The organism is Frateuria sp. GZRe12, assembly GCF_051900535.1.
Lineage (GTDB): Bacteria > Pseudomonadota > Gammaproteobacteria > Xanthomonadales > Rhodanobacteraceae > Frateuria_A.
Genome location: NZ_JBHZGI010000008.1, coordinates 115275 through 131079, shown reverse-complemented (window position 1 = coordinate 131079; position 15805 = coordinate 115275). Strand labels below are relative to the sequence as shown.

Here is a 15805-nt window from a genome sequence, read left to right as displayed (position 1 = left end):
CGCTACATCGAGGGCTTCTATAACCGCCAAAGGCTGCACAGCAGCCTTGGCTATCGCTCACCCGAGGCCTTCGAGAGACTGGCTGAAGGTGCTTAATTAGACCGTCCGAGAAAGCGGGGGTGGCTCACTCCGTCCCCTTTTTCGCGGCAGAGTCAGTTGTTCCTGCTCCCCTTATTTTTCATGTAAGCATCAAGGCGGGCCTTTCGCTGCGGGATCGGCGTGCCCGGATCAATCTGGATATAGGTCGCACCTGTCGACGCCAGTGCTTTCGCCACTGCAGCGGTGTGCGCATCGTCAACCACGACGTACACCCGGGCGTTCTTCAGCCAGCCGCGCGGCACGGTAGCGGCCTCTCTGCCGAGTACGTGAACAAGGTTATCCTGCGACGGTGAGGCGAACATCAGGACGCCGGTCTGACTTGCCTCGTCATGCAGCGCTTCCCGGAGAAAGCCAACGGACGCCTGATAGTCCTTCCGTTGCGGAACCCGCAGGACTGTCGTCCCCGGGTAATCGTCCTCCCAGCCTGGGTCCAGACGAAAAAATGCCTCCACCAGATAACCGGACCAGTCTTTATCCTCGTCACTGTTCGGCGCGCGAAGCGGCGCGAGGAATGCGGCTTCCCACCGGGCGCGCGAGGCCCGCAATCCGGCCGCGACCTCGCGGGCGCTGCGCAGGGCTCGCGCCCAGGCCTGTGGATCCGGAGGCAACGCCTTGCCACTGGCCATGTCGAAAGGCAGCTCGACATGCTGGGCATCATCGCTGGCGATCCCTTGACCCATAGTGGGCACCACGACGCTCAGCAACAGCCGGCGACCGTCTTCAGAAAAATGATGCACGCCGCCCCACCAGATGGAGCTGACGCTGGTAGGCAAGGCCTCGATGTACGTCTTTGGCAGGAAATCCTCGAGCCCCAACGCCCGCATCGGCTTGCCACGAACGTCATAGATCACTATGGCGTCGTCGCCATACCCCATGCTGCCCCAATTGTCGAAGGTCACTACCCGACCTGCCGACGACACGATCGCACTCGCGGGAGCAACGTCATTCACAAGCGGCGCGTTCCAAACCGCGCGCCACCGCCCGTGATCTCGATGTTCCAGATAACCCTGTGCCTGCTTCTGGACGTTTCCCGGCCGCGCGCCGGGACGCGCACGATGGGAGATCTGATCCTCGAAGTAAGCCAGCTGACTGACGATCGGACGCGGGGTAACCGTGAAGCGCCAGCTCTTGTCGGACGACAGATACGTGTGTGGCGTGGGTAGCTCCCAGGAGTCCGCCCAGACGCAGCTCACCAGACAAATCAGACTCGCCCCTACCCAAGCGAGCCTCGACTGCCAACGTCTTCCCTGCGCCATGATCAAGCTCCTATTCAAAAAAACGGCGGTCAGAGTCGACTTTAAAAAGTGCACTCTGACCCCAGTTTTCGACCCCAGTTTTCTCGCTCATAAATTTACGTCTACATCAATACCCAGGGCCCGCAGGCCTTTGCTCGTGCGCATGTTTCTTGGGGGGTACACCAAGGGATTAGCCCAGCCAACAATCTCTCCAAGAGTACTCACGCGAACATGAGGCAGTTTCCAGCCGGGATCATTGCAGCACGCCCATAGTCTTTGAGTAAGCTCTCCTGACCCCCATACGAGATAGTGCAGCACTTCAAGAGGAGATCTTCCGGATGCTGTGCGCTGGCTCCATAGCCACTTGGCGAACGTGCGGGTTTTAAAGTCGGCGTCCTGCTGGGTGTTCGGCAGGCCTAGCAATTGGTTCGGCATCTTAGATGCGTGATCGCCCAACGCGTGAACTCGAGTTGCTGCAGCCACCCATTCTTCTTCATTAAGCGCGAGGATTTTGTCCTCGGCGAAGAGCTTATAGATTGTGGGGGCCCAATCGTAAATGGTTCGCTGCTCGTGCGAATGCGGGAAGCCCGATTTTCGCCACCAAATTAGTGCCTCTGAGAGCGCGCGCTCCGGGTCGTTCCGATGGCGATCGAAAAAGCGCTCGTGCGCGTTCTTCTCAGATCCGGGACGTACACACTGGTAGTAGTATGCATGCAAGAACTGGTCCGCCTGAACGCCCTTTGGTACGCCTTCATCTATCCATTCGGGCCGATTCTCGGCGAGGGAAACCCTATCCGCAATATTACGCATGTGCTGCAGCGTCTCGTTCCACTCGGCTGCAAAACGCCCATAGCGCGCAGCGTCATCCTTAATTGATACCGCAGCGATCGGATTTGGCGCCCCTCTTACAAAGCTGTCCGCCAGTTCAAATTCCTCTTGGACCTTCCGAAGTAGCTCTTCACCTTCACTCCGGCGCTTAAAAAGGACAAGCTGGGCCCGATAGAGCTCCTCAGAAAGGGGCTGTGAGTTCCTGCGCAGGCCACTAAAGAACGCAGTCAACTCATCAACTAAGCCAAAATGTTCCAGCTCAGTGTCCGTGAGAAAAACGCCGGACTCGAAATTGGCAAACCACGCCCTGTCGGTCAAATTCGCAGAGCCGATATAAGCACCCTCTCCGACCCACCAAATGACTTTTGAATGCAACCATTTGGGCACAGCTCTATATTGAATATTCGGGGATTTACAATCTAGAAACCAGCGGAGAATCACTGGATCGACTGGGCAAGTTCCATCGTAGCGCCCGTAAAACTCGAGCGCCTTTCCCATTCGTAGGCAGTCTTTTAACAGGACCATGTTGTCGCGGGACCCGTAAGCTATTGCGGCCTTAACCTCCAAGCAATCTTCAATGCATGCCGAATGTGAATTAATTAGCTTCTTAACTGTATAGTCTTCTGGCAAATCGGGTGGCTTTGGCAAAGGCATCGGCCGAGCAATCAAGTCCATGCAGCATCCTTTCAATACAAGGTTCAAGTTGCCATCGCCTTGAGCTGGTCAACCGTGGCTCAGGCCGATTGGAGGCTCGAAAATTGGGGTCAGAGTCAACTTTAAACGTGCACTCTGACCCCTGTTTTTACTTAGGAAGACTCAGACGAGTGTTGACCAAAAATGGCTGCCTTCGCATCGTTCAACTCCTGGTCTGGGTCCGCTAAAAAGTGAAGAGAATCTAACTGCCTAAGAATATCTTCGTGCGCGACCAGCATAATACCCTTAGCGCGAAACTCTTCATCCGTCGCGGCTATATTGTCCCTAGGCAACGAGCAAACAAGTACACTAATGACATTTCGGGGATGACCCGAGGCGTCTAGTGACTGCTTTAAGGCAAGCCTGCGATCGACCAGCTTACCCATTTTTGCGTGCACATCGGACACCCGAACGGTGCACTCAACAATAATAATTTGCCCTCCGGGCGTTACAGCTAAAATATCTGGCGCATCCGTCTCGACTGGCAAAGTAGAGCTATAGCCCTTCAGGAATAGCGCACACGCCACCGCCTGCTCGAACTTAGCACTATCCTTCTCAAGCGGAGTCGACAGATACCTCCTTAACTGCTTGAGCTCACGATCATACAACTGCATTCCAACGAAGCGCGTATTGCGCGACTTGGCCGAATCCACAAACCAATGGCGCCGTATAAAATCGGACCCCGTCATCAGCACCACAAGCGCGGCGTCGGCGTTCGGAACTGCAATTGTAGCTTTGCCTTTCCAGGCACCGTGCGTGTGTTTTTTCCAGATAAGGTCAGGGGCGACCTGTATTCTTGAGCCCACTAAGTCAAGGCCGGGCGAGACGCGAACCATCACGCTGAGTGCATCTCTTTCCACAGAAGAGTGAGCGATAACCGAGAGCGAAAGCTTGTCGCTTCCGAGTACACACTCCTCTAGCAACAGATCGGCTGGCGGTAGCACGGCGACAGAAATGCGGGGGTTCCAATCCTGCTCTCTTGGATCAGTGAGCCCTAGCCATGAAATCACGTCTTGCAGCCCATCAAAGGGCGTCTTTAGAATTCGTAGACCGTTGTCCAAAGCCCGACCAAAACGCGGACGATTATTGCTCATAGCTCCTTGCACGACGTGCCGCAGTTCTTGGAACCAAAGCTGATCGTTGCGCTGAGCGAGGGGGTGAATATATATCATGCCGGGAAGTCGGGCGACGACTCTCTCGCCGGGGACGTTAATTGCCCCGTTTAACGCGTCCGAGAGAATCTGTATTAAAAATTCTCTCTTCATCCGTTTTCTCTGCACGAAACCAAAGTGAAATTCGCCTACACTAGCCGTGTGTTTATGCGTCTTTTGCGGGGCGACGGGGTAGAAGGTTATAGATGCCGACAGTACGCGCGCCGAGCTACGCGACCCCAATGCCATATAGCGAATATCGCAAGAATAGTTATCGCAAATCCACTCGTTCAGAGCCTCGAATACAACATCTTTGTTCACTCGAGCCATATCCGTCCTTATTTATGCCCCATAGCGCATATATCCGATGAGCGCGAAAAGGCCAGCGATTAAACCCGGTCAGAAGCTCACGATACGCCTCGCTACTCCCCGTTGGTTGGATCACGCGCAACCACGATGCTCATAAAAAAAGAAAGGCAAGTGCTTCGCCCCGCCCTTTCTTCTTGGCCTCAGATCATCGGTAGCTTCAAGTGCTGTTCCCTCGCGCACTCGACCGCGATGTCATACCCCGCATCCGCATGCCGCATCACCCCGGTCCCCGGGTCATTCCAAAGCACCCGCGCAATTCGCTTATCCGCCGCCTCGCTGCCATCACACACGATCACCACGCCCGAGTGCTGGCTGTAACCCATCCCCACGCCGCCGCCGTGATGCAGCGACACCCAAGTCGCCCCGCCCGCCACGTTCAACAATGCATTGAGCAACGGCCAATCCGACACCGCATCACTCCCATCCTTCATCGCCTCGGTCTCCCGATTCGGGCTGGCGACCGAGCCCGAATCCAGATGATCCCGCCCAATAACTACCGGCGCCTTCAACTCCCCCTTCCGCACCATCTCATTGAACGCCAACCCCAGCTTGTGCCGCTGCCCCAGCCCCACCCAGCAGATCCGCGCCGGTAACCCCTGGAAGCTGATGCGCTGCTCGGCCATGTCCAGCCAGTTGTGCAGGTGCTCATCGTCGGGGATCAGTTCCTTGACCTTCTGGTCGGTCTTGTAGATGTCCTCCGGATCCCCCGAGAGCGCCACCCAGCGGAACGGCCCGATGCCGCGGCAGAACAGCGGCCGCACGAAGGCAGGCACGAACCCCGGAAAGGCAAAGGCGTTCTCGCAGCCCTCATCCTTGGCCATCTGCCGGATGTTGTTGCCGTAGTCGAAGGTGGGGATGCCCTTCTCGTGGAAAGCGAGCATGGCTTCCACGTGCTGCTTCATCGAGCGCTTGGCGGCGTCGCGGGTGCCGTTGGGGTCGCTCTTGCGGCGCTCGAACCACTCCTCCACCGTCCAGCCGAGCGGCAGGTAGCCGTTGACTGGGTCGTGCGCGCTGGTCTGGTCGGTGACGGCGTCGGGGCGCATGCCGCGGCGCACCAGCTCGGGCAGCACTTCGGCGGCGTTGCCGAGCAGCGCGATGGATTTGGCTTCGCCGGCTTTCGTGTACTTCTCGATGCGCGCCAGCGCGTCGTCCAGGTCGGTGGCCTGCTCGTCGACGTAGCGGGTCTTCAGGCGGAAGTCGATGCGGCTCTGCTGGCATTCGATGGTGAGCGAGCAGGCGCCGGCCAGGCTCGCGGCCAGCGGCTGCGCGCCGCCCATGCCCCCTAAGCCCGCGGTGAGGATCCACTTGCCCTTGAGGCTGCCGTGGTAGTGCTGGCGGCCCATCTCCACGAAGGTCTCGTAGGTGCCCTGCACGATGCCCTGCGAGCCGATGTAGATCCAGCTGCCGGCCGTCATCTGGCCGTACATCATCAGGCCCTTCTTATCGAGCTCGTTGAAGTGCTCCCAGTTGGCCCAGGCCGGCACCAGGTTGGAGTTGGCGATGAGCACGCGCGGGGCGTCCGGGTGGGTCGGGAACACGCCGACCGGCTTGCCGGACTGCACCAGCAAGGTTTCGTCGTCGTTGAGCTCGCGCAGGGAGCGCAGGATGGCGTCGAAGCATTCCCAGTTGCGCGCGGCGCGACCGATGCCGCCGTAGACCACCAGCTCCGCCGGGTTTTCCGCCACCTCGGGGTCGAGGTTGTTCTGGATCATCCGGTACGGCGCCTCGGTGAGCCAGCTCTTGCAGGTCAGCTCGCTGCCGCGCGGGGCGCGGATGGTGCGGGTGGTGTCGATGCGGGTGGGGGCGTTCATGGCCGGCTCCTTGAGGCAGATGGTCGAGTATAGCCAGCGGGTGGCGGCTGGCTTTCCGGTCGAAGGGGTGACCGCCGGCAGGGGGTGCGAGGCGGGCGCGGCGCTAGACTCGGCCGGCAGGCTGCCGATCGTTTTTGCCCGGGAGACGCGCATGTTGCTTCGTTCCGCTCTGCCCTCGTTGGTGCTGGTGCTGGCGCCCTTTGCGATAGGTGCCGATGCGCCGGCCATCGATCCCGCCCTCGCCGGCCGCTATCTCCAGGAAGCCGCGCAGCTTTGCCACGCGGACGCCGGCCGCCTGTGGGGCAAGTCGCTGTGCGGCCCCACGCTGCTGGTGGACCCGGTCACGCGCCGGGTGGTGGCCAACCAGGCGGATGCCGAGGGTCGGCTCCGCGCCGAAGGCGGCGTCTACGTGGGCCAGTTGCCGGCGGACCAGGCCATCGCCAATACCGCGGTGCCGTGGGCCGGCGTGCGCTGGACCGAGATGCTGTGGCCGCTCAAGGAAGACCCGGCGCAGCGTCACACGGTGATGGCGCACGAAGCGTTCCACCGGATCCAGGCCAGCCTGGGGCTGCCCCTGGACGGTCGCGACAGCCCGCACATGGACACGCTGGAAGGCCGCTACACGGTGCAACTGGAGTGGCGCGCGCTGGATGCCGCCCTGGCGGCCAAGACCGATGCGGAACGCCGGGCGCGGGCCGCCGATGCGCTGGCCTTCCGCGCCGCGCGCTACCAGAAGTTTCCCGAGGCCGAGCAGGCCGAGACCGCGCTCGAACGCAACGAAGGCCTGGCCGAGTACACCGGCGTGATGGTCGGCAATCGCACGCCGGCCGAACAGGTCGCGATGGCGCACTGGGACCTCACCTGGCATCCGAAGAACGATGCGACCTTCGCGCGCTCGTTCGCGTACCCGAGCGGGCCGGCGTACGGGATGCTGCTGGACCGCTACCGGCCCGGCTGGCGCAAGGCGATCGTCAAGGGCGGATCACCCGCGGGCATGCTGGCCGAGGCATTGCATGTCGACATGGCGGCCAAGCCGGATGTGGCGAAGCTGGCCGCGCGCTACGACGGCCCTGCCCTGCTCGCCAGCGAACGCGCGCGGGCCGCGGCACGGGCACGGCAGGCAGCGAAGTACACGGCGCAACTGGTGACCGGGCCGGTGCTGAAGCTGCCGCTCAAGCATATGAAGGTGCAGTTCAACCCGAGCAACCTGATGCCGCTCGGGGATGCGGGGACGGTCTACCCGACCATGCAGGTGATCGATGACTGGGGATCGATCGAGGTCGATGGCGGCGCGTTGATGGACCCGGACTGGACGCTGCTGACCGTGGCGGCGCCCGCGAGCGACACGACCAGCGACACGCTGCGCGGCCAGGGCTGGACGATGAAGCTTGCACCGGGCTGGCAGTTGGCGCCGGGCGAGCGCAAGGGTGATCGCACGATCGCCCAGGGTCGATGAGCGCCGCCCCCGGGTGGCCGTCGGCCGCTCCTGCCATGGCGATCGCTGTCATCGAAAGCTTCGCGTGACGGCGGTCTACCGCCGCGCGTGATGCGCGCCAGCGAGCCGGCAGATCTCCCGGCACACCACGATTTGCCCATCCGGTTCGGGGGCCACGCCTCCCGCCGGCCGGCCTGCGTGTGGCGAAAAGCTGTCGAGACAGCGAACTCAACATGAACGTACGCAAAACGCTCACGAAAACTGAAGCATTATTCCGCGCCGCCAGAACACCCGTGGCGATCGAGCCCAACAGGGGAGCCCGCATCCGAGCGGGCCGGACAGACCGCACGAGCCGAAATCAGGGGGACTACCGCAAGGGAGCATCACCCATGAAAAACAACAAGCTTGCCGGCTCCATCTGTGCACTCCTGCTCACTGCCCTGGGCGCGACAACCGCTGCTGCGCAGACCTCCACCGCCTCGATCCTCGTCACCCGGCCGATTTACCGCTTCGATGGCGCCCATGGGAGCCAGCTCTACCGCGTGCAGCCGTCGGGCCAGGACCTGACGACACTGGTGCCCGTCACCTACGGGGTGGACATCCTGAACCCCAGTTGGTCGCCGGGCGGCAGTTCCGTCGTGTTCGAGGCAGGCTACAGCGGCTGGCAGCTCTACGTGGTCAATCGGCAGGGCGGAACGCCGCGCCAGCTCACCACAGGGGACGGCGAGCACTCCCACCCCTTGTGGGGACCCAAGGGCGTCATTGCCTTCGTCACCCGCAAAGGCCATGGCCAGTGTCTCGCGACCGTCCGCGGCGATGGCACCGACCAGCACATCGTGTTCTGCCCGGTCGGCGTGCCGGGCGAGTCATGGAGCATCGGGGTGAAGGTGTTGCGATGGACAACAAGCGGGAACGGCGTTCTGCTGACCGCCGAAGCGAACGAAGGGGGGCTCGAACCGGAAAAGTGGTATTCGGAGATCTACCGGGTCAACGTTTCCACCGGCGCGGCTGTCAAGCTCACCTCGCAGGTGTTCGACGGAGGCGAAAGGGACCTGGCGATCTCGCCTGACGGGGTACATGGCGTGTACGGCGGCGGTCCGACGATGCAAGCCATCAACTTGACGACCAACACGCTGACGCCGCTCTCGACCGATGGCGCAAATCCGGTCTACTCACCAGATGGCGCAAAGATCGCGTTTCTCCGCTACGAAACCGATATCAAGACGTCGCGCATCTACGTCATGCGGGCCGATGGAACCAACGTTCACCGGGCGCCTGCCCAGACCACGAATCCCGACGTCTACAACAATTCGATTTCCGACTGGTCGCCCGATGGCACGCGCCTGTTGTTCAACCAGGTCGGCAACAACCAGTGGGTGCGGATGATCGACCTGCGCAACAAGACGTCCAGGAACGTCACCAACGGCGTCGCGGACGAGCACGCCTGGTTCCATCCGTAAGCCGCCCCAAGGGGTGGCCCCGCGGTCGCCCCAAACCGCTTTGCCGGAACACCCGTAACGATCGAGCCGAATCAGGGGCGCCTGCGTGTGCAGGTGGGTCCCGACCGCGCGATCCCGAATCAGGGGGACTACCGTCAGGGAGTATCACTCCATGAAAACCAACAAGCTTGCCGGCTCCATCTGCGCACTCCTGCTCACTGCCCTGAGCGCGTCTGCTGCCTTCGCGCAGAGCTCCACCGCTTCGATCCTCTTCACGCGCACGATCAACCGGGCGATCGATGGCGCCCATGGCACCCAGCTCTATCGCGTGAAGCCTTCCGGGCAAGATCTGGCCGTGCTGGTCCCGGTGACCTATGGCGCTGACATCTATGGCGCCAGTTGGTCGCCCGCCGGATCGTCGGTCGTGTACGAGGTGGAGGCCGGCGCCCAGACCAGCCCGTACTACGGCTCACAGTTGTACGTGGCCAATCGGCAAGGAAGCTCGCCGCGCAAGCTCACCACTGGCGACCGCCCTCACACCAAACCCTTGTGGGGACCGAACGGCATCATCGCCTTTGTCAGCGGGAATTGCCTCGGCACCGTCCACGGCGATGGCACGCAGGAGCACATCGTCTTCTGCCCACCGAGGGAGTCCGGACAGGGAAGGAGTTACCCGCTCAACCTGTTCCGATGGACTCCCAGCGGCAACGGCGTCCTGATCGAGGCCTCGGGCGATGAGGGTGGGCTGGAACCCATCACGTGGTTTTCGACGGTCTACCGGGTCAACGTTTCCACCGGATACGCCGTCAAGCTCGCCGCGCACGTGTTCGACAACTCGTACGAACGCGACCTGACCATCGCACCGGACAACCAGCATGGGGTGTACAGCGGCAATCCCTTGCAGGTGCTGGACTTCGCAACCAATACGCTCACGCCACTCCCAAGCAGCGGCTTCGACCCGCTGTACTCACCGGATGGCAGAAAGGTCGCCTTCCTCAAGACCGAAACGAATCACTCCCCGTACTACACGAACGTGTACGTGGTGCACCCCGACGGGAGTCATCTGCGCGTGTTGACCAACGCGAGCCCGGACGTGCTCACCTATACGGCGATCGCGGACTGGTCGTGGGACAGCACGCGACTGCTGGTGGACCAGGTGGGCGACGACCGCTGGCTGCAGATCATCGACCTGCGTAATAACACGCGGAGGAACGTCACCAACGGCACCGCGGACAAGCACGCGTGGTTCCATCCTTGAAACCGTTCGACGGGGCGGCCGCGCGGCCGCCCCTTCTCCGGGGTGACGCATGTGCCCCGCGGCCGCCCGCCGGCGCTGGTCCTTGGCTGAGCGGCTCACCTTCGAGCGCAGCTAGTCGCCGTGGATGCCGCCGCGGGTGAGCGCGGTGGGATCGAGCAGCTTCTTGAGCTCGTCCTTCGAAAGACCGGTGGTTTCCAGCGCCACGTCCATGATCGGGCGCTTCTCCTTGTAGGCCTGTTTGGCGGTGGCGGCGCCCTTCTCGTAGCCGATCACCGGGTTGAGCGCGGTGACCAGGATCGGGTTCATCGCCAGCGCCTGGTTCACCCGCTCGCGGTTGACCTTGAAGCCGGCAATGGCCTTGTCGGCGAGCAGGCGGGTGACGTTGCCCAGGATGTCGATCGACTGCAGCAGGTTGTAGGCGATCATCGGCAACATCACGTTGAGCTGGAAGTTGCCGGACTGGCCGCCGATGGTAATCGCCGCATCGTTGCCGATGACCTGGGCTGCGACCATGGCGGTGGCTTCCGGGATCACGGGGTTGACCTTGCCGGGCATGATCGAGGAGCCCGGCTGCAGCGCGGGCAGTTCGATTTCGCCCAGGCCGGCAAGGGGACCGGAGTTCATCCAGCGCAGGTCGTTGGCGATCTTCATCAGCGCCACCGCCAGCGTCTTCAGCGCACCGGAAAGCTCGACCGCCGCGTCCTGCGAGGCCATGCCTTCGAAGAAGTTCTCTGCCGACTCGAAGCGCACGCCGGTCAGCGTCTTCAGCTCGCGCGCCACTGCCGGGCCGAACCTTGGATCGGCGTTGATGCCGGTACCCACGGCGGTGCCGCCCTGCGGCAGGCGGCGCATGCGCTTGAGCGCGTCCTCGATGCGCTCGATGGCCGAACCGATCTGCGCCGACCAGCCGGACAGTTCCTGGCCGAAGGTCACCGGCATCGCGTCCATCAGGTGGGTGCGGCCGGTTTTGGGCACGTTCCTCAGTTCGCGGGCGCGCTTGTCGATGGTCTTCTTCAAGTGCTTCAGCGCGGGCAGCAGGCGCTCGCTGGTGGCCAGGGTGGCGCTGACGTGGATCGCCGTGGGGATGACGTCGTTGGAGCTCTGGCCGTAATTGACGTGGTCGTTGGGGTGGACCTTCGCGCCGCCCTGCGCGGCGAGGTGGGCGATCACCTCGTTGGCGTTCATGTTGGTGCTGGTGCCCGAGCCGGTCTGGAACACGTCGATCGGGAACTGGGCGTCGTACCGCCCTTCGGCCACCGCCAGCGCGGCCTTGCGGATCGCCGCCGCCTGCCCTTTCTTCAGGTGCCCCCCCGCCAGGTTGGCGGCGGCAGCCGCGACCTTGATCAGGCCCAGCGCCCGGATGAACTCGCGCGGCAGCGCGAGGCCGGAGATCGGGAAGTTGTCGATCGCGCGCTGGGTCTGCGCGCCGTAGAGCGCATCGGCGGGGACCTTGAGTTCGCCCATGCTGTCGTGTTCGGTGCGGAAGTCGGCCATGGCGGGTTCCTGTGCGTCGTCGAAAGGACTATAGATGCGCCCCTGTCGGCCCGATGGCAATGACATGGAGCAAGACGCCGCGCCTGCCGGTGCGGCGTGGCGTCCGGCGGGATGTAAAATGCCGCGTTTCCCTTGCCGGAACCTGCCCGATGTCCACCCACGCCCTTACCGCCCTGTCGCCGCTGGATGGCCGTTACGCCGGCAAAGTCGAGTCGCTGCGCCCGATCTTCAGCGAATTCGGTTTGATGCACCGGCGTGTGCAGGTGGAAATCGAATGGCTGCTGGCGCTGGCCGCCGAAGGGGCCATCGTCGAACTGCCGCCCTTCTCCGGCGCCCAGGTCGACCAGCTGCGCGCCATCGCCAGCGATTTCAGCGTGACCGACGGCGAGCGCGTGAAGACGATCGAGGCGACCACCAACCACGACGTCAAGGCGATCGAGTATTTCATCAAGGAACGCATCGGCGCCGACCCGGCGCTGGCCCAGGCCAAGGAGTTCGTGCATTTCGCCTGCACCAGCGAGGACATCAACAACCTCTCCTACGCGCTGATGCTGCGCGATGCGCGCGAAGGCGTGCTGCTGCCGATGTTCGACCGCATCATCGCCCGCCTGCGCGAAATGGCGCACGCCAACGCGAGCCTGCCGATGCTCTCGCGCACGCACGGCCAGACCGCCTCGCCGAGCACGCTGGGCAAGGAGCTGGCCAACGTGGTGGCGCGCCTGCAGCGCCAGCGCGCGCAGCTGGCGGGCTTGGAGATCCCCGGCAAGATCAACGGCGCGGTGGGCAACTACAACGCCCATGCGATCACCTATCCCGAGCTGGACTGGCGCGCGTTCTCGCGGCGCTTCGTCGAGAGCCTGGGGCTGGACTACAACGCCTACACCACGCAGATCGAACCGCACGACGGCGTGGCCGAGTACTGCGACGCGGTGCGGCGCGCGAACATCATCCTGATCGACCTGGCGCGCGACATCTGGGGCTACATCTCGCTGGGTTACTTCAAGCAGTCGTTGAAGGCCGGCGAGGTCGGCTCCTCGACGATGCCGCACAAGGTCAACCCGATCGACTTCGAAAATGCCGAGGGCAACTTCGGGCTGGCCAATGCGCTGCTGGGGCATTTCGCCGAGAAGCTGCCGATCAGCCGCTGGCAGCGCGACCTCACCGACTCGACCGTGCTGCGCGCACTGGGCACGGCGTTCGGCCACACGCTGGTGGCGCTCGAATCGCTGCAGAAGGGGCTGGGCAAGCTGACCGTCAACGCCGAGCGGCTCGCCGCCGACCTGGACGCGAGCTGGGAAGTGCTGGCCGAGGCGGTGCAGACGGTCATGCGCCGCTATGGACTGCCGGAGCCCTACGAGCAGTTGAAGGCGCTGACGCGTGGCCAGGGGATCACGCGGGAATCGATGCGTACCTTCATCGAAGGGCTGGCGCTGCCGGGCGAGGCGAAGCAGCGGCTGCTGGAACTGACGCCGGGCGGGTATGTCGGGTTGGCCGAGGGGTTGGCGCGGGAAGTCTGATCGGCAAGCCTTGCCTCTCGCCGCGACCAGGGCCGAGGAGTCCTGGTTGCCATGCGCCCTGGCCGCGGGCCGCCGTTCCGCGGCCCGATGACCCCGACAATGGAAAGGCACCTCCGACGCCCGGCCGGATGAAGTACTGGCCGACGACCGCTCATTGCAGGACACTCCGCCGACGGTAAAGCGCGCAACGCGCTACCTGGATTGGGGAGAAAAAGGATGTCCGCACAACGATCGGGGGCTTTGGCCCAGGGCAAGTCACGGGGCGCATGGCCGGCACGCACGCTGCTGATGCTGGCGGTTGGCGGGTTGGCGATGTCCGGCAGCGCCTTCTCCGCAACATCGCACTACAGCCTCCATGCGACCTTCAAGCAGGCGTCGGTCCTGCCGACCGGGCAGCGGCGACCGCAGGCGATCGTCCAGGGCCAAAACGGCTACATCTTCGGTTTCTCCACCGCCGGCGGGTACTCCGGCCAGGGCGGTGTGTTCGGCATACGGCCCACCGGCGAGGCCGATTCGATGTGGGACTTCGGCGGTGATTTCTCGATCTACGGCTGGGAAGCCGCCCCCGCCCTGCCTTCGAACAACTTCACGCCGCTTGCGATGTTGCCCGACGGCACGTTCGTGTCCGTGTCCAACCGCGGCGGATACAACACCGACGCCACCCAGGGCGACCCGCAAGGCGTCGCCTTCGTTCAGTCCATCACGGGCGCATCCCACGTCGTGCACCGCTTCTACCGCGAGCATGGCGACGTGACCAATCCCCAGAGCATCGCCCTGGGGAGCGATGGCGACGTGTATGGGCTGGCGCTCGGCGGCACCTGGGCGGGCGACACGCTCATTAGCAACGCCAACCTTTTCCGCATGAGCCTGGGTGGCGTCGTCACCAATGTGTTCTCCTTCATGAACGCCCCGACGAACTTCGTCCTCGGTACGGACGGGTGCATGTACGTCAGCCTGGCCAAGGGCGTGATTCCGCCCGGGGAATCGGTACCGGCCAACGGCGACGTGATCTACAAGGTGACCCGCGACGGCGTCGGCAGCGTGCTCTACACGATGGACCCGGCGGCTGACGGCCAGGTGATCGACCAACTGGTGGTGGACAGCCACGGGAATTTGTACGGCTCGGCGTTGACCGGCGGCCCGCTGGGCGGGGGGACGGTGTTCCGGGTCGAGACGGCTTCGGGCCACTTCACCATGTTGCACGACTTCGGCAAGACGGCATCCACCAAGTCGATGGGATACTCCCCCAATTCCCTGGTCGCCGGTTCGGACGGCAACATCTATGGCATGACCCGCGCGGGCGGCTCGGCGTCGACGGCCAACGGGACACTCTTCAGGGTGACACCCTCCGGCACGTACTCCGTGCTCCACACGTTCGGCACTGCCGCGACGGAAGGCACCGGGGCGCGCTCACTGATCCAGGGCAAGCCGCGGACGTTCTATGGCGTAGTCGACCAGGGACCCACGGGACAGGGCGCCATTTTCCAGTTGGTCGTCCCGGTCCAGGACGATGTGAACGGCACCGGTCGGTCCTCCGTCATCACCAGCGGGCCGGGACTACTGGGCACCGCCGGGATCGACGGGGCGGCCAGCTCGGTCCCGGCGGCCGATGGCTACTATCCCGTGGCGAGCGGGGATCTGAACGGCGATGGCCTGGCTGACGTCGTGTGGACCAGCTCGCAGAAGGACCTTTACGTGTGGTTCGGCGGGGAGAGGGACTTCGAACCGGTTTACCTGGGAACCTATCCGAGCGGATGGAAACTCGTCGGCGCGGGGGACGTGGATGCCGACGGCAAGGACGACCTCATCTGGCTCAACGCGGGCAGCCGCCAGTTCGCCTATTGGCTGATGAACGGCGCCAGGCGGACCGGCTCCCGCATCATCAGGATCAACCCGGGCTACTACCCCGCGGTGCTGGCTGACCTGGATGGCAACGGCAAGCTGGACATCCTGTGGACCAGCAGCAAGCGCGACCTCTACACATGGCTCGGCACGGGCGTCGGGTTCACCTCCAAGTACCTCGGCACCTACCCCGCCGGCTGGCGGCTGGCGGGCCGTGGCGACGTCGACGGCGACGGACGCGACGATCTGGTGTGGGCGACGAGCGACGGTACCCAATGGGGCTACTGGCTCATGAATGGCGCCTCGGTCAGCTCGAGGCAGGCCTTCGGCAGGCCCGCGGAATTGGACGGCTATTCGGTCGCCGCCACCGCCGACTACAACGGCGACGGCTTGGTCGACCTGCTCTGGTCCGACGGCTCCGACGCGCAGGCGTGGACCGATCAGGGCCACTGCCCGATCGGAACGAGCTGTACCTTCGCGGCATCCGGTTCCGGGATCACCGTCCCGGCCGGGCAGGCCATCCTCAACAGTGCGCTGCCGTCCTCCAGAACAAGCCCGTAGACAGGACAGCGGCGGCGATCATCGAACCCCCCTCCCCCCGGGAGAGGGGTCCGATGCAATCACGAAGCGCGTT

General features: G+C 63.5%; 10 protein-coding genes. 5 read left to right on the top strand and 5 right to left on the bottom strand.

From position 1 onward, the window contains the following. Positions 1-152 precede the first annotated feature (152 nt). From ACFWZ4_RS15900 to hutU, 4 genes are all read right to left on the bottom strand, one after another. Complete coding sequence (locus tag ACFWZ4_RS15900; RefSeq protein WP_439705640.1) at positions 153-1292, bottom strand: hypothetical protein; 1140 nt, start codon at positions 1290-1292, stop codon at positions 153-155. A 150-nt stretch (positions 1293-1442) separates the two neighbouring features. Next, a complete protein-coding gene (locus tag ACFWZ4_RS15895; protein ID WP_439705639.1) occupies positions 1443-2837 on the bottom strand; it encodes a phospholipase D family protein in 1395 nt (464 codons plus the stop codon). Between the two features lie 131 nt (positions 2838-2968). Continuing rightward, positions 2969-4327, bottom strand: a complete 1359-nt coding sequence (locus ACFWZ4_RS15890) for a hypothetical protein (RefSeq protein ID WP_439705638.1) — start codon at positions 4325-4327, stop codon at positions 2969-2971. A gap of 188 nt (positions 4328-4515) precedes the next feature. After that, positions 4516-6186 carry a urocanate hydratase gene (gene hutU / locus ACFWZ4_RS15885; RefSeq protein WP_439705637.1) on the bottom strand — a complete coding sequence of 557 codons (1671 nt, stop codon included), beginning with the start codon at positions 6184-6186 and terminating at the stop codon, positions 4516-4518. Positions 6187-6337: 151 nt separating this feature from the next. On the opposite strand from hutU, the gene ACFWZ4_RS15880 reads away from it, so the two are divergent. The 3 genes from ACFWZ4_RS15880 (at position 6338) to ACFWZ4_RS15870 (ending at position 10318) form a co-directional block, all read left to right on the top strand. Beyond that, positions 6338-7642, top strand: coding sequence for a hypothetical protein (locus ACFWZ4_RS15880; RefSeq protein ID WP_439705636.1), 1305 nt, complete (start codon positions 6338-6340; stop codon positions 7640-7642). A gap of 368 nt (positions 7643-8010) precedes the next feature. Beyond that, positions 8011-9081 carry a hypothetical protein gene (locus ACFWZ4_RS15875; RefSeq protein ID WP_439705635.1) on the top strand — a complete coding sequence of 357 codons (1071 nt, stop codon included), beginning with the start codon at positions 8011-8013 and terminating at the stop codon, positions 9079-9081. A gap of 151 nt (positions 9082-9232) precedes the next feature. Further along, positions 9233-10318 (top strand): TolB family protein, encoded by a 1086-nt coding sequence (locus tag ACFWZ4_RS15870; RefSeq protein WP_439705634.1) that lies wholly within the window; start codon positions 9233-9235, stop codon positions 10316-10318. Between the two features lie 111 nt (positions 10319-10429). On the opposite strand, the gene ACFWZ4_RS15865 is transcribed toward ACFWZ4_RS15870, so the two are convergent. Next, the gene (locus ACFWZ4_RS15865) at positions 10430-11812 is read right to left on the bottom strand and encodes a class II fumarate hydratase (RefSeq protein ID WP_439705633.1); all 1383 of its coding nucleotides are present in this window, start codon (positions 11810-11812) and stop codon (positions 10430-10432) included. Between the two features lie 149 nt (positions 11813-11961). Between ACFWZ4_RS15865 and purB the strand changes: the two genes are divergently transcribed. Together purB and ACFWZ4_RS15855 are read left to right on the top strand one after the other, a co-directional pair. Continuing rightward, positions 11962-13329 (top strand): adenylosuccinate lyase, encoded by a 1368-nt coding sequence (purB, locus tag ACFWZ4_RS15860; RefSeq protein ID WP_439705632.1) that lies wholly within the window; start codon positions 11962-11964, stop codon positions 13327-13329. Positions 13330-13545: 216 nt separating this feature from the next. Then, on the top strand, positions 13546-15732 hold the full coding sequence (locus tag ACFWZ4_RS15855) for a choice-of-anchor tandem repeat GloVer-containing protein (RefSeq protein WP_439705631.1): 2187 nt from the start codon (positions 13546-13548) through the stop codon (positions 15730-15732). Positions 15733-15805 lie beyond the last annotated feature (73 nt).

Coding starts and splice junctions, on each gene's coding strand:
- ACFWZ4_RS15870 (WP_439705634.1), top strand. CDS start 9,233: ATGAAAACCAACAAGCTTGCCGGCTCCATCTGCGCACTCCTGCTCACT.
- hutU (WP_439705637.1), bottom strand. CDS start 6,186: ATGAACGCCCCCACCCGCATCGACACCACCCGCACCATCCGCGCCCCG.
- ACFWZ4_RS15895 (WP_439705639.1), bottom strand. CDS start 2,837: ATGGACTTGATTGCTCGGCCGATGCCTTTGCCAAAGCCACCCGATTTG.
- ACFWZ4_RS15875 (WP_439705635.1), top strand. CDS start 8,011: ATGAAAAACAACAAGCTTGCCGGCTCCATCTGTGCACTCCTGCTCACT.
- ACFWZ4_RS15865 (WP_439705633.1), bottom strand. CDS start 11,812: ATGGCCGACTTCCGCACCGAACACGACAGCATGGGCGAACTCAAGGTC.
- purB (WP_439705632.1), top strand. CDS start 11,962: ATGTCCACCCACGCCCTTACCGCCCTGTCGCCGCTGGATGGCCGTTAC.
- ACFWZ4_RS15880 (WP_439705636.1), top strand. CDS start 6,338: ATGTTGCTTCGTTCCGCTCTGCCCTCGTTGGTGCTGGTGCTGGCGCCC.
- ACFWZ4_RS15855 (WP_439705631.1), top strand. CDS start 13,546: ATGTCCGCACAACGATCGGGGGCTTTGGCCCAGGGCAAGTCACGGGGC.